Here is a 14,210-nt window from a genome sequence, read left to right as displayed (position 1 = left end):
CCACCGCGCCAGGAGCGCTCGACCCAGTCGACGTACGCCTGCTGGGCGGTGTACTGGTTCCACCGCGGCCACCCGTCGAACTCCGGGTAGCCGCCCACGAGGTGGCCGAACGACCCACTGAGGGCGAACTGCAGGAGGTTGTTCGTCCCGCCCGCCCCGTGGATCGCGACGCCCTCGCACCACTGGTCGGTACCCGGGCCGGTGCCGGGCGGACACGTCGCAGGGCAGTGCGAGTAGAAGCCCACACCACCACAGCCGAACCGGTCGACCGGTTGCCCGTCGGGAGCGACGACCTCACCAGGTGCCGAGGGCATGAAGTCGCTCCACGGCAGGGCGTGCGCGATCCCCTTCTCGTGGAAAGGCTCTCCCCAGAGGAGCAAGCCGCCGAAGGCCACGTTGGCGAACTGGTGGTTGTGCAGGTCGGCGAAGCCAACGACCGGATTCAGCGACGGCGTCAGGTTGCCGGTGGATCCGGCCTGCGCACTGGCCTCGCTCTGCTCCGAACTCGAGTTCAGAGGCTGCGCCGTCGCCGCTCCGACGACCGGCGCGCCCAGACCAGCGACAGCGAGAGCGAGAGCGAGCAGGACAACGAGCAAGGGTCTTGGGAACCCTCTCGAACGCAGCATGTTTCCCCCATCTTGTTCTGTGAATGTCAAGGCGCACAGCTGACGCGCGACAGTGACGCGCCTGCGCATCGAGCGGACAAGCGTTGACGTGTTGCATGCCACCGGGCCCAACCCCGGTGGACGCACGAGCAGGACATTACGTGACGCCGCAACCGATTTCGGCGTTTTGGCGGATTAGTTCCACGGTCACCGCCGGCATCCCGACCCGGCATGAAGGAGGCGTATGCCGCTGAGCCAGCTCAGCGGCATACAGCTGAGTCTGTTTGTGGCTGAGTTCAACTCACCGCATACGTCGTCGGGACCACGCGCGCCCGATCAGTGCGAGCACGCCCACCAGTCCGAGCAGGCCAGCCACGAGGACCGGAGCTCCGACGCCGCTCGACGTTGATGTTGAGGAGCCCGTTGCCAGGGTCGGATTCGCAGTGGGAGGGGCAGTCGTTCGGCGTGCAGTCGGCGTCGCTGGGGCCGTCGTCGCCGTCGACTCACGCGACGTGCTTGCAGTCGCCGACGGGGTGGGCGTCGGGCTCGCCGCTGATCTTCCCGTGCTGTCGAGCAGCGTGTGGTTCCGCCACAGGTACTCCCGGATCGTCAGGCCCGAACGATGCACCTCGGCCGCGACCGCACGACCGAGGTAGCGGTAGTGCCACGGCTCGTAGCGCAGGCACGTGCGGTCGTTCCAGCGCGTGCCGCCCTTGCCCCGGGGGTAGCTGTTGACCCAGCCGAACTTCCATGAGTTGTCCCGCATCCAGCGGCCCGCTGCGGTCGTGGCCCAGTCACCCGGCAGCGGGTTCCCGCCTCCGGCGCTCATGAAGTCGACGCCGAGCCCGAGCTGGTGCTCCGAGTGCCCCGGTCGCTGGGAGTACGTGATCGCGCTGTCGCGGCCGTTCTGCTGGGCGTAGCCGTTGAAGATCTGGACCTGCTCCGCGTAGCTGCGGTACGCGCTCCACACGCCGATCGGTGCACCGGCGGCTCGCGCGGCCCTCGCCATGGCGCGGGTGTCGTCGACCGCCACCGCTCGGATCCGGCCACCCCCGGGGATGCCCGCCTCACGGACGTTGACGAGGTCCGGGGGCACGTAGTCCTTCTCAACGCGCAGGAGCCGGTCGACCAGGGTCACGCTCCAGTCGTCGTAGCCGCGGGGCACCGTGTAGACGTCCCCGAGATCGCACGAAGGGAGCCGCCCGACCGCCTGAGCCGATCGCGGCGCGGGGGTCGACGCGAGGAGGGCCGCGATGACGATGGCGAGCGCCAAGGCCGGCGCGTACCTCGCACGTCCCCTGCGCGCCGGTCTGAGGCCGGGTCGGGTGGGTTCGGCAATGTCCATGGCTCACCTCGGTGCTCACGATAGCCACCGCCGGTGGCGCCACGCGTCAGGAATGAAGAAGCGCGGCTCCTTGGGCCGCGGCTAGTTTGGGCGACATGACGAGCACCGCCAAGATGAGCCGAGAGACGCGGGCATTGCCGCTCGCTGACAGCCACGACATGATCCGCGTGCATGGAGCGCGAGTCAACAACCTCAAGGACGTCAGCGTCGAGATCCCGAAGCGTCGCCTGACGGTCTTCACGGGCATCTCGGGCTCCGGCAAGAGCTCGCTCGTGTTCAACACGATCGCGGCGGAGTCACAGCGGCTCATCAACGAGACCTACAGCGCCTTCCTCCAGGGCTTCATGCCGACGCTGGCGCGGCCCGACGTCGACCTCCTCGACGGCCTGACGACGGCCATCATCGTCGACCAGGAGCGGATGGGCGCCAACCCGCGCTCCACCGTGGGAACCGCCACGGACGCCAACGCCCTGCTGCGAATCCTCTTCAGCCGTCTCGGCAAGCCGCACATCGGGTCGCCGCAGGCCTTCTCCTTCAACGTCGCATCGATCTCCGGGGCCGGGGCGGTCACCGTCGAGCGCGGCGAGTCGTTCACCAAGGAACGACGCAGCTTCAGCATCACCGGCGGCATGTGCGCCCGCTGCGAGGGCATGGGCTCGGTCACCGACTTCGACCTCACTGCCCTGTACGACGACAGCAAGTCTCTCAACGAGGGCGCGCTCACGATCCCCGGCTACAGCATGGATGGCTGGTACGGCCGGATCTACCGTGGCAGCGGGTTCTTCGACCCGGACAAGCCGATCCGCAAGTACACGAAGAAGGAGCTGCACGACCTGCTCCACAAGGAGCCGACCAAGGTCAAGGTCGAGGGGATCAACCTCACCTACGAAGGGCTGATCCCGAAGATCCAGAAGTCGATGCTCTCCAAGGACGTCGACGCGATGCAGCCGCACATTCGCGCCTTCGTGGAGCGGGCGATCACGTTCACCACCTGTCCGGACTGTGACGGCACCCGCCTGAACGAGGCCGCCCGGTCCTCGAAGATCAGGGGCAAGAACATCGCGGAGATCTGCTCCATGCAGATCAGCGACCTGGCTGCCTGGGTTCGCGACCTCGACGAGCCTTCGGTCCGCCCGCTGCTCACGGGACTGCAGCACCTGTTCGACTCCTTCGCCGAGATCGGGCTCGGGTACCTCTCACTCGATCGTCCCGCGGGGACGCTGTCCGGTGGAGAGGCGCAGCGGACCAAGATGATCCGTCACCTCGGGTCTTCCCTCACCGACGTGACCTACGTCTTCGACGAGCCGAGCATCGGCCTGCACCCTCATGACATCGAGCGGATGAACCGGCTGCTGCGGCAGCTGCGTGACAAGGGCAACACCGTCCTCGTCGTGGAGCACAAGCCGGAGATGATCGCCATCGCCGACCACGTCGTCGACCTTGGTCCCGGCGCCGGCACCGCTGGCGGGACGGTCTGCTTCGAGGGCAGCGTCGAGGGACTGCGGAGCAGTGGGACGATCACTGGCCACCACCTGGACGATCGCGCCGCCCTGAAGCCGTCGGTCCGGACGCCCTCGGCGATGCTCGAGGTCCGTGGCGCGAGCACCCACAACCTGCGGGAGGTGGACGTCGACATCCCCCTCGGCGTGCTCTGTGTCATCACGGGCGTCGCCGGCTCGGGCAAGAGCTCACTGATCAATGGCTCGGTCTCCGGCCGGGACGGGGTGGTCACGATCGACCAGGGGGCGATCCGCGGATCACGTCGCAGCAACCCGGCGACGTACACCGGGCTGCTCGACCCCATCCGCAAGGCGTTCGCCAAGGCCAACGGCGTCAAGCCCGCCCTGTTCAGCGCCAACTCCGAGGGCGCCTGCCCCGCCTGCAACGGCGCTGGTGTCATCTACACCGACCTCGGCCCGATGGCGAGCGTGGAATCGCCCTGCGAGGAGTGCGAGGGCAAGCGCTTCCAGCCGGCGGTGCTCGAGTACCACCTGGGAGGCCGAGACATCAGCGAGGTCCTCGCCATGCCGGTCGCGGAGGCCGAGCAGTTCTTCGGCGACGGGGCCGCGAAGGTGCCTGCGGCGCACGCCATCCTCGGCCGGCTCGCGGACGTGGGGCTCGGCTATCTCAGCCTCGGCCAGCCGCTCACCACTCTCTCCGGCGGAGAGCGACAGCGCCTGAAGCTGGCCACCCACATGGGCGAGAAGGGCGGCGTCTACGTCCTCGACGAGCCAACCGTTGGACTGCACCTCGCGGATGTCGAGCAGCTGCTGGCGCTGCTCGACCGGCTCGTCGACTCCGGCAAGTCGGTGATCGTCATCGAGCACCACCAGGCCGTCATGGCGCATGGCGACTGGATCATCGACCTCGGCCCAGGCGCGGGGCACGACGGTGGCCGGGTCGTCTTCGAGGGCACACCCGTCGACCTCATCACAGGACGAAAGACCCTGACAGGAGAGCACTTGGCGGCCTACGTCGGCAGGGTGTGAGCCATGCGCGCCGGCGGCACCCATCTGCCAAATCACAGGAAACTTGAGCCCGTTCCGCCCCGGGACTCCGACGATCACCCTATGGTGGAAGCACCGGTCGGCACCGCGGCGCAGGGGGCGTCCGCGATGAGGGCCGGTCCGAGGTCCAGTCAGGAGGCCTCGGTCCGCAATCGATCTGCCCGATGGGGGTGCCTGCCAGTGCAGGAGCCGATCAGGCCGAAGAGTGGCCCGACCGTGGTGCACATCAGGGTGCGCGGTCGGACCTTGACGTTTGCGGCCGGTGTCACGCTCGTCGCACTACTGCCCTTCCTCGGGGCCAGCGCACCACAGATGGCCCGACAGTCGGTCGTCCTGGCAGCCGGAGCCTCAGATGCTGTTGCCGGCGGCACCGTGGGCGCCTCGGCGCCTGCCTATCCTCAGGGCGTCTCGCCGCGCCTCACAGGCGCCGTGTCCGGCATCTCCTCGGCCATCGGCGGCGGGCTCTTCCAGTTCCCCAGCCTGGCCCTGCCCCCGGGGATGGTGCCACCTCTTGCCTCCCCCTTGCCCGACCAGCAGTCGCAGCTGCGTTTCATCCGTCCCGTCCTCGGGGCGGAGGCGTCCGGCTTCGGTCCACGGATGCACCCCGTCCTCGGAGTGCCCATGTTCCACACCGGCATCGACCTCGCCGCGGCGTGCGGCACGCCGATCCGGGCCGCGGCCGCAGGCACCGTCGTCTATGCCCAGGTCTCGCCGTCGTGGGGTGCTCGGACGATCATCCAGCACAGCCCCAACCTCAAGACGGCCTACGGCCACCAGTCGAAGTTCCTCGTCAAGGAGGGCGATGTCGTCAAGCAAGGCGACATCATCGGCCTCGTCGGCACGACGGGCTGGTCCACCGGGTGTCACCTGCACTTCGACGTGATCCTCAACGAGCGCTATGTCGACCCGGGCCCCTATCTCGGCCTGCCGAGCTCGCATGCTCCCAGCATCCCGTTCGTGCCTTCTTCCCCGACGGTCCGCGACAGTCGTGGTGTGCCGGTGCACATCGAGGACGGTGACGTGCCCATCCCGGCGCCCACGAGCGGGACCTCGAGCCCGTGGATCAAGCCGCCGACCTCGACAACGACCAAGCCCCCGTTGATCTCGCCGACGACCACCAGCCCGACAACGCCCCCAACGACGGACCCGACGACGGATCCGACGACCACCGAGCCTCCCCCCACGACGACCACCGAGCCTCCCGCGACCACGACCACCACCTCCGAGCCTCCCGCGACCACGTCCGATTCGGCGCCGTCGACCTCCGAGCCTGCCCCGACGACGGATTCACAGGAGAACACTTCGGGGACCGACTCTCAGGCGGCTACGTCGGAGCCGACAGCGACCTCCGAGCCGAGCGCCACATCCGAGCCCGCGACCAGTGAGCCTTCCGCTACCGCAGACTCACCGGAACAGACCGGATCGACGACCGGTGCGGACGGTTCAGACGCAACCTCGTCGAGCACGACAACGGGCGCAGGCTGACGGCCGGCTGGTGTACTGAAGCTGGGCAGGGCCGCTTCGCTACGATTCGGCGACTCTCCGGCTGACCCCTCGCTCACGGGGATGATCAGCCGGTAGGTTTCCCGCATGGACGAAGAGAATGCCGTCGATGTGGACCCGTCGCGCGACTCGGTGACCGCTCGTCGTCAGCCCATCGTGGTCATGGAGGGCGTCAACAAGCACTTCGGCGACCTCCATGTCCTCAAGGACATCAACCTGACGGTCGGCAAGGGCGACGTCATCGTCGTGCTCGGCCCCTCCGGCTCCGGCAAGTCGACGCTGTGCCGCACCATCAACCGCCTTGAGACCTTCGAGTCAGGCCGCATCCTGATCGACGGCCAGCCACTGCCGGAGGAGGGCAAGGCCCTCGCCGGTCTTCGGGCCGACGTGGGGATGGTCTTCCAGTCCTTCAACCTCTTCGCCCACAAGACGATTCTGCAGAACGTCACGCTGGGGCCGATCAAGGCGCGCGGGGTGGCCAAGGCGGAGGCGGAGAAGAAGGCGATGGAGCTGCTCGAGCGCGTCGGCGTCCAGGCCCAAAGGGACAAGTACCCGGCGCAGCTGTCCGGCGGGCAGCAGCAGCGGGTCGCCATCGCGAGATCCCTGGCCATGAACCCCAAGGTCATGCTCTTCGACGAGCCGACCTCGGCGCTCGACCCGGAGATGATCAACGAGGTCCTCGACGTCATGACGAGCCTCGCCAAGGAGGGCATGACGATGATCGTCGTGACCCATGAGATGGGGTTCGCGCGCCGGGCAGCCGATCGGGTCGTCTTCATGGACGAGGGCGAGATCGTCGAGCAGGACACGCCCGAGGAGTTCTTCACCAACGCGAAGTCCTCCCGGGCCAGGGACTTCCTCAGCAAGATCCTCACCCACTAGCCAACCATCCCCACGCGGCTCCGGTGACCTCCGGACCCGAACCAACCAGGAGGAACAACTTATGAAGCTCAGGCGCACCAGCGCGATTGCCATCGCTGCCGTCGCCGCCCTCGGCCTCGCAGCGTGCGGGAGCGACAACGGCGGCAATGGCGGAGCCGGCGCCACCGGAGGAGGCGGCGAGGCAGTCAAGGTCGGGATCAAGTTCGACCAGCCCGGCCTCGGTCTCAAGACCGGAGCCACCTACTCGGGCTTCGATATCGACGTCGCCAACTTCATCGCCAAGGAGCTGAACCTCAAGCCGGAGTTCGTCGAGGCGGTGTCGTCGCAGCGTGAGACGCTGCTCAAGACCGGTCAGGTCAAGTACATCGTCGGGACGTACTCGATCACCGAGAAGCGCATGGCCGACGTCTCCTTCGCCGGCCCGTACTTCATCGCCGGCCAGGACCTGCTTGTCCGCTCGGACGACACCTCGATCACCGGCAAGGACAGCCTCGCCGGCAAGAAGCTCTGCTCCGTCAAGGGCTCGACGTCGGCGGTCAACGTCCAGAAGGCGGTTCCCGGTGTCAACCTGCAGGAGTACAACACCTACAGCCTCTGCGTCGACGCCCTCAAGTCCGGCGCCGTCGACGCGCTGACGACGGACGACACGATCCTCGCGGGCTACGCGGCCCAGGAGGCCAACAAGGGCAAGCTCAAGGTCGTCGGCAACACGTTCTCCACCGAGAACTACGGTGTCGGCGTGCAGAAGGGCGACACGGCGTTCTGCAACAAGGTCGTCGACGCCCTGAAGAAGTTCATCGACTCCGGCGAGTGGCAGAAGTCGGTCGACAAGAACCTGGGTCCCGCGAACTACAAGCCGGGTGAGGGCAACCCGCCCACGCCCACCTGCCAGTCCGCCTGATCACCAAGCCGCACGCGGAGGTATGCCGCAGAGCTGAGCGAGCTCAGCGGCATACCTCCCGCTCTGGCTGGCTCCCAGCCACAAGCGGAACCACACCCTGGTCGCCCGAGGAGGACTGCACATGGGTGAACTCTTCGCGGAATACAACATCTTCGCGGCGTTCGGGATGACGATCCTGCTCACCATCACCGCTGCCATCGGCTCGCTCATCATCGGCACGATCGTCGCGATCCTGCGCCTTGCGCCCGTGGCCGTGTTCCAGCGGACCGGGGCGTTCTACGTCAACACCGTGCGCAACACCCCGCTGACGCTGATCATCATCGCGGCCAACATCGTCATGGCCGTCAACCTCGGCTTCAACTTCAGCGAGGACCTCGCCAGGAACAACATCATCTGGGCCATCATCGCCCTGTCGATCTACCACGCCGCCTTCGTGTGCGAGGCGATCCGGTCGGGGGTCAACACCGTCCCCGTCGGGCAGGCCGAGGCGGCCCGGTCGATCGGGTTGACCTTCGGGCAGAGCCTGCGCGAGGTCGTCCTCCCGCAGGGCTTCCGTGGTGCGATCACGCCGCTAGGCAACACGCTCATCGCCCTGACCAAGAACACGACCGTCGCGACCGCGATCGGGGTCTCCGAGATCGCCGGCCTGATGAGCGAGATGATCGAGTTCCGGTCCGACCTGCTGCTGCCCATCTTCCTCGTCGTCGCGATCGGATTCATCATCCTCACGCTGCCCGTCGGGATCCTCACCACCTATCTGTCCAACCGACTGGTGGTGAAACGATGAGCGCCTCCGTCCTCTTCGATGCGCCCGGCCCCAAGGCCCGCGCGCGCTACCGCCTCTTCACCGTCATCGGCATCGTCGTCATCGCGGGTTTCGTCGCCTTCGCGTTGTTCAAGCTCGGCGAGAAGGGGAACCTCGCCCCAGAGAAATGGACCCCCTTCCTCACCAGCGAGATCTGGGTCAACTACCTCATCCCCGGCTTGATCAACACGCTCAAGGCCGCGGCGATCTCCGTCGTGCTCGCCGCGATCTTCGGTGTCATCTTCGGCATGGGACGGCTGTCGCACAACAGAGCGATCCGATGGGTGAGCTCGATCATCGTCGAGTTCTTCCGGTCTGTCCCCGTCCTCGTCATGATGATCGCGGCTTTCTGGTTCTACGCGTTCAACCAGACCTTCGACTTCGACCTCGTCCCACTCGCTGCCGTCGTCACCGGACTGACCCTCTACAACGGGTCCGTGGTCGCTGAGCTGATCCGGTCAGGCGTCGGCAGCCTGCCGAAGGGGCAGTCCGAGGCGGGCCTGTCCATCGGGTTGACGCGGGGTCAGACGCTCCGGATCATCCAGATCCCGCAGGCGATCACGGCGATGCTGCCGGCGTTGGTCAGCCAGCTCGTCGTCGTCATCAAGGACACGGCGTTGGGCTCCATCATCACCTACGACGAGCTGCTCAACCAGTACAAGTCGATCGGCTCGTACAAGGGCAACATCGTGCCGTCGATCATCGTCATCGCGATCATCTTCATCGTCATCAACTACACCCTCAGCCGGCTCGCGGGGTACGTCGAGCGACGGCTGCGCGAGCGCGGGCGCGTCACCATCGAGCGCGGTGTAGCAGGGCCGGGCGCGGTGGGCGAGATCGACATCACGCTCATCGACGAGCAGCGGCTCGAGGCCGACGAGCGCGCCCTTCGCGATCGCTGAGCCCGCCTCAACCGCAACACACCCGCTTATCGACTGTTGGTCACTGTTGCAACAGGGACCAACAGTCGATAAGCGGGTGTGTTGCTGCGCGCGTGTTGCTGGGGGTCCGAGTGGGCATGAGAAAGGGCGGCATCGGGGTGGATGCCGCCCTTCGTCATGCTGGGCTCCCCCGGTTGGACTCGAACCAACAACCTGCCGGTTAACAGCCGGCTGCTCTGCCAGTTGAGCTACAGGGGATCGCTGCCGGGCAACCATAGCAAAGGAGTTCACCGGGGACTAAATCGCCCGCTGAGCACCCCGATCCGCTTCCCGCACCGAGTCCGGAGCCGCCTGCCAGGCAGCCCGTAGGCACCGATTCAGAGGCCGACCTCGGAGCGAAGCCTCGCAAGCCTGCGGGCTGCCTCGGCGGCGACAGCAGGATCGTTCGGGTCGGCCCCCTTGCCGGGAATGACCTGTTCCAGCAGCTCGCCGCTGGCGAAGTCCTGCCGGATCACGACGCGGATCGTTCGCCTGTTCTCGGTCCGGAACTCGTCACTCAGCACCACGCTGGCCTGGATCCGCTCCCGGAGCGCCTGCTGGAGCATCGACGGCTCCCGGATCAGCCACTGTGCCGGTCGGCGGTGGTCGACCCAGATGACGGTCAGGAGGCCCGAGTCGCTCTGCCATGTGCCCGACTCGGCCTCGTGCCACGGCCGCTGCCAGACGAGTGACGCGTCCGGGCCGACGAAGGCGAGCTGGTGTGTTGAGGCGACGACGTGGCCGCCCGACTGCTCGTCCTTCGCCCAGGCGATGAGGCGATCCCCCGATCGCAGCGGCACCGCCTGCCGGACCTCAGTGGGCAGGTCCGCCCTGCGGCGGCGGTCGAACAGACCCATCAGGACATGCCTTCCTTGATCCGGGCCAGCTGCCGCTGCAGCTCCTGCAGCTCCGTGGCCAGCACTCGCGACCGGTCGGGGTCCGGCTCCTGGGCGTGGTCGAGCCGCCGCATCTCGCTCATGGCGTCAGCCACCCGTCGGGTGAGGGAGACCGTCCGGACGCGGTCGAACAGCTCTTCGACGTAGCGCGAGCTCGGCAGGCCCGTCATCGGGTCCATCCGCGTCGGCAGGGAGGCGACCGCCAGCTCACTGATGAGCCCCGAGACGGCGCTTGGGGCGGCCTCCGTCACCGCGGACACCCACGTGCCGAGAGAGGCACGGTCACCGGAGCCGCTCGCGATCCTGACCCCGTCGAAGACCGCGCGGTGGGCTTCCGCCGAGAAGGCGTCGGCCGACAGCACGTCGATGGCGCCCGGGCGGAGCACGGCCGGGAACTGGAGGAGCACCTGGAGCAGCTGCCGCTCGGCCAGAACGACAGGATCGCGGCGGTCAGGCACGGGCATGGTGCGGGCCGCCTCAGCCGGGGTCGGCTCCCCCACCTCGTCCTCGACGCCGGTCCCTGCGCGCGCGGAGCGCCCGTTCAACCGGCCCTGTGCCCCGCCCTGGTCGAGGGTGATGCGTCCGGCTCTCGCCACCTCCGCCGCGACCTGCTCCACCTCGACACCGAGCATGCCGGCGACCTCGCGGGTGTACTCAGGCCGCAGCGACCGGTCCCGGATCGAGGCGACGATGGGAGCCACCGCCCCGCTCGCCCTGACGCGGCCCTCGGCCGTGGCGAGGTCGAAGCGGCTGATCGTCGTGCGGACGGCGAACTCGAACATCGGCACGGCGTCCTCGATGAGCGCCTGGACCGCTGGGTCCCCACCTGCCTGGCGCAGCTCACACGGATCCTTGCCCGACTTCTCCACGGCGACGAACGACTGCGAGGTCCACTTCGCGTCGTCCGCGAAGGCCCGCATGGCCGCCTTCTGCCCCGCCGCATCACCGTCGAAGGTGAAGATCACCTTGGCGGGGGCGAGGTCGGCCTCGTCGCGCATGATGCGTCGCAGGATCTTGATGTGCTCGCTCCCGAAGGCTGTGCCGCACGTCGCCACCGCCGTCTCCACGCCTGCCAGGTGGCACGCCATGACGTCGGTGTAGCCCTCGACGACCACGGCCTGTCGGTCCTGGGCGATGCGCTTCTTGGCGAGGTCGAGCCCGTAGAGGACCGTCGACTTCTTGTAGAGGGGGGTCTCCGAGGTGTTGAGGTACTTCGCCTCGATCTTGTCGTCGTCGAAGATGCGACGAGCGCCGAAGCCGATCGTGCTGCCGGTGATGTCACGAATCGGCCAGAGGAGACGGCTGCGGAAGCGGTCGTAGAGGCCGCGCGATCCCCGTCCCGCGAGTCCGCCGATGACGAGCTCCTCGTCGGTGAATCCCTTGGCGCGCAGATGGCCGACGAGGTCCTCTCCACCGCGCGGCGCGAAGCCCAACCCGAAGTGCTTCACGTGGGAGCTGTTGAAGTCACGGGCCCGGAGGAAGTCACGTGCCTGTCTGGCGAGCTTGTCGGCCAGCAGCCGCTCCGTGTAGAACTCCTCGGCGACGCGGTGCGCCTCGAGCAACCGGGATCGGCGGCCGAGTCCCTCGTCGCGGGACCGGGACCCGCCGTCCTCGTAGCGCAGCTCCATCCCGAGCCGCTGCGCCAGCCGCTCCACCGCCTCGGCGAAGGTGAGATGGTCGACCTTCTGGACGAACGAGATGACATCACCGCCCTCGTCACAGCCGAAGCAGTGCCAGGCCCCAACGCCCGGGCGGATGTTGAACGACGGAGTCTTCTCGTCGTGGAAGGGACACAGCCCCTTGAGGGCGCCGGGGCCGGCGTTGCGGAGCGTGACGTGCTCGCGGACCACGTCCTCGAGCGAGGAGCGCGCCTTGACCGTCGCGATGTCGTCAGTGTTGATCCGACCCGCCATTGCCCTCCTCTCGCTGCGCTGAGTCTAGGTGGTCACACGCGGGTGGCCGAGGACCCTGCCCACAGCGAGTGAAGGAACAGTGCACGCACATCCGTCAGCGATGCGACCTGGTCCACGATGACCCGCAGTCTCACGCCATCGTCGGTGGCCGCCAGGAAGTCGGGGCGGAAGTCCGCGTCCAGACGGGCGTCGGGCTCGGCGGCATACAGGTCCACGAGCTCGGCGAGCACCTCTCGCTGCTGCGCCTTGAGCACCATCTGGCTGTCAGTCGTCACGACGAACTGGTTCGCCACGGCCTTGAGCACGGCGCACTCGGCGCGCGTCTCGTCCGGCACGACGAGGTTGGCCGCGTACCGGCACAGTGGGCCGGGACCGTACCGCTCCCTCGTCGCGACCTCGACCGCCTGGACGAACCGACCGATGATCCGGCTCGTCATGTCCTTGAGGGCGGCCAGGGCGTTCCGGGAGCCATCGAAGCCTGACGGGATGGCCCCGGTGGCGAGGATCCGGTCCAGCGCATGGGCGAGCGCGGCAGGCCCCTGGTCAGGCGCGTACGTCGCCCCCGCGACCTCGAGGACACCCCGCATCTCGACCCGGGACCGGAGGACGCGAGGGTCCATCCAGTCGGACGCGATGGCGTCCTCGAGGTCATGGACGGAATAGGCGACGTCGTCGGACCAGTCCATCACCTGCGCCTCGAAGCACCGGACCGCAGGCTCCGCCCCAGTCCGCATCCACTCGAACACCGGCAGGTCGTCCTCGTAGACGCCGAACTTGCGCGTCGGAACGGGACCGTTTCCGCGCAACCACGGGTACTTCGTCGACGCATCGAGGGACGCGCGGGTCAGGTTCAGGCCCGCCGGGCACCCGTCGGCGTGGCACCGTTTGGGCTCGAGCCGGGTGAGCAGGCGCAGGGTCTGCGCGTTACCCTCGAAGCCGCCGATGTCGGCGGAGATCCGGTCGAGCTCCATCTCCCCGTTGTGGCCGAACGGCGGATGCCCGAGATCGTGGGCCAGGCAGGCCATGTCGACGAGGTCCGCGTCGCACCCGAGCGCGGCCCCGAACTCCCGTCCGATCTGCGCCACCTCGAGCGAATGTGTGAGCCGGTTGCGCACGAAGTCGTCGTGCCCCGCGCCGAGGATCTGGGTCTTCCCGGCAAGCCGCCGCAGCGCGGCCGAGTGCACGAGTCGTGCGCGGTCCCGGGCGAAGTCGTCGCGGTCGGACCGCTTCTGGGCGGGGTCCTCCGCCACCCACCGCTCTCGATCGAAGTCCGAATACCCCACACCCGCACTCTAGGACGCCTGGATCGCGAACAGTTCAGGGCCAGACGGCCGGCTCGTCGGGCGTGCCGGGTGTGTAGGTGGGGACCGGGCTGTCGGCGAGACGCCACTCCAGCGCCTCGCCGGTCGACGTTCTGAGGTCCCAGCGGAAGAGTGCCTCCGAACGATGCACGGGAGACACGCGATTCGCCCCACCGATGAGGGCGTGCTCGTTCTCCCAGTACAGGTGACCCACACCCACGGCCAGCACCTCCGGGGGCACGCCCGGCACGTCGGTCAGGGTGGGCAGGTCGATGAGCCGAGTCGGCCTATCCACGTTGAACCGCTCGTAGTAGCGGTCGCCGATGACGGCCCTCGCCCCGTCCGGGCTCACGCTGGCCAGCAGCGATGCCGAGCCGCTCTCGGCACAGAGGATCGCCTCCGGGGCGATGTCGTAGCCCTCCATGAGGTGCGCGCACCACGTCCCGCTGGACCGCTCGACCGCGACGATGGCCCTCCCCGTGTCGCCTCCCCGTGCGCCGGGCAGCGCCAGCACCCGCACGTCCGTGACGTCGGCCATGGCGGGCGACAGTGGGATGTCACTCCAGCTGCCGGTGCGCAGCTCGTAGGAGCGGAGCGGTGTCGGCAGGCCGCCCGGGGCGGGGAAGGTGACC

General features: G+C 68.0%; 11 protein-coding genes, 1 tRNA gene and 1 pseudogene. 6 read left to right on the top strand and 7 right to left on the bottom strand.

Annotation, left to right across the window (positions count from 1 at the left end; all coding sequences use genetic code 11):
* Positions 1 to 596: pseudogene (locus VIR15_RS15155) on the bottom strand (hypothetical protein); the annotation flags it as partial.
* A gap of 310 nt (positions 597 to 906) precedes the next feature.
* Entirely contained in the window at positions 907 to 1,950 is a 1,044-nt protein-coding gene (locus VIR15_RS15150; RefSeq protein WP_331929174.1) for a M15 family metallopeptidase, read from the bottom strand.
* A gap of 95 nt (positions 1,951 to 2,045) precedes the next feature.
* Here VIR15_RS15150 and VIR15_RS15145 point away from each other — a divergent pair, with 95 nt between their 5' ends.
* From VIR15_RS15145 to VIR15_RS15120, 6 genes are all read left to right on the top strand, one after another.
* Positions 2,046 to 4,439 (top strand): ATP-binding cassette domain-containing protein, encoded by a 2,394-nt coding sequence (locus tag VIR15_RS15145; RefSeq protein ID WP_331929172.1) that lies wholly within the window; start codon positions 2,046 to 2,048, stop codon positions 4,437 to 4,439.
* 234 nt (positions 4,440 to 4,673) lie between these two features.
* Positions 4,674 to 5,942, top strand: a complete 1,269-nt coding sequence (locus tag VIR15_RS15140; RefSeq protein ID WP_331929170.1) for a M23 family metallopeptidase — start codon at positions 4,674 to 4,676, stop codon at positions 5,940 to 5,942.
* A 171-nt stretch (positions 5,943 to 6,113) separates the two neighbouring features.
* Positions 6,114 to 6,842, top strand: coding sequence for an amino acid ABC transporter ATP-binding protein (locus VIR15_RS15135; RefSeq protein WP_331929176.1), 729 nt, complete (start codon positions 6,114 to 6,116; stop codon positions 6,840 to 6,842).
* Positions 6,843 to 6,903: 61 nt separating this feature from the next.
* Complete coding sequence (locus VIR15_RS15130) at positions 6,904 to 7,743, top strand: glutamate ABC transporter substrate-binding protein (protein WP_331929168.1); 840 nt, start codon at positions 6,904 to 6,906, stop codon at positions 7,741 to 7,743.
* Between the two features lie 121 nt (positions 7,744 to 7,864).
* Complete coding sequence (locus VIR15_RS15125; protein ID WP_331929166.1) at positions 7,865 to 8,530, top strand: amino acid ABC transporter permease; 666 nt, start codon at positions 7,865 to 7,867, stop codon at positions 8,528 to 8,530.
* Positions 8,527 to 9,450, top strand: a complete 924-nt coding sequence (locus VIR15_RS15120) for an amino acid ABC transporter permease (RefSeq protein WP_331929163.1) — start codon at positions 8,527 to 8,529, stop codon at positions 9,448 to 9,450. The genes VIR15_RS15125 and VIR15_RS15120 overlap by 4 nt, the downstream gene beginning before the upstream one ends.
* 164 nt (positions 9,451 to 9,614) lie before the next feature.
* On the opposite strand, the gene VIR15_RS15115 is transcribed toward VIR15_RS15120, so the two are convergent.
* The 5 genes from VIR15_RS15115 to VIR15_RS15095 all read right to left on the bottom strand — a co-directional run.
* Positions 9,615 to 9,687 (bottom strand) — tRNA-Asn (locus VIR15_RS15115).
* Positions 9,688 to 9,806: 119 nt separating this feature from the next.
* The gene (locus tag VIR15_RS15110) at positions 9,807 to 10,325 is read right to left on the bottom strand and encodes a hypothetical protein (protein WP_331929160.1); all 519 of its coding nucleotides are present in this window, start codon (positions 10,323 to 10,325) and stop codon (positions 9,807 to 9,809) included.
* A complete protein-coding gene (gene dnaG / locus VIR15_RS15105) occupies positions 10,325 to 12,277 on the bottom strand; it encodes a DNA primase (RefSeq protein WP_331929158.1) in 1,953 nt (650 codons plus the stop codon). The genes VIR15_RS15110 and dnaG overlap by 1 nt, the downstream gene beginning before the upstream one ends.
* A gap of 32 nt (positions 12,278 to 12,309) precedes the next feature.
* Positions 12,310 to 13,560: a deoxyguanosinetriphosphate triphosphohydrolase gene (locus VIR15_RS15100; protein WP_331929155.1), complete on the bottom strand. Its 1,251-nt coding sequence runs from the start codon at positions 13,558 to 13,560 to the stop codon at positions 12,310 to 12,312.
* 34 nt (positions 13,561 to 13,594) lie between these two features.
* A partial coding sequence (locus VIR15_RS15095; protein ID WP_331929153.1) for a hypothetical protein occupies positions 13,595 to 14,210 on the bottom strand: 616 nt, incomplete at its 5' end.

It is taken from the genome of Intrasporangium sp. (assembly GCF_036566125.1).
GTDB lineage: Bacteria > Actinomycetota > Actinomycetes > Actinomycetales > Dermatophilaceae > Intrasporangium.
Note: the sequence above shows the minus strand (reverse complement) of the source record. Positions and strands in the feature narration are given on the sequence as shown.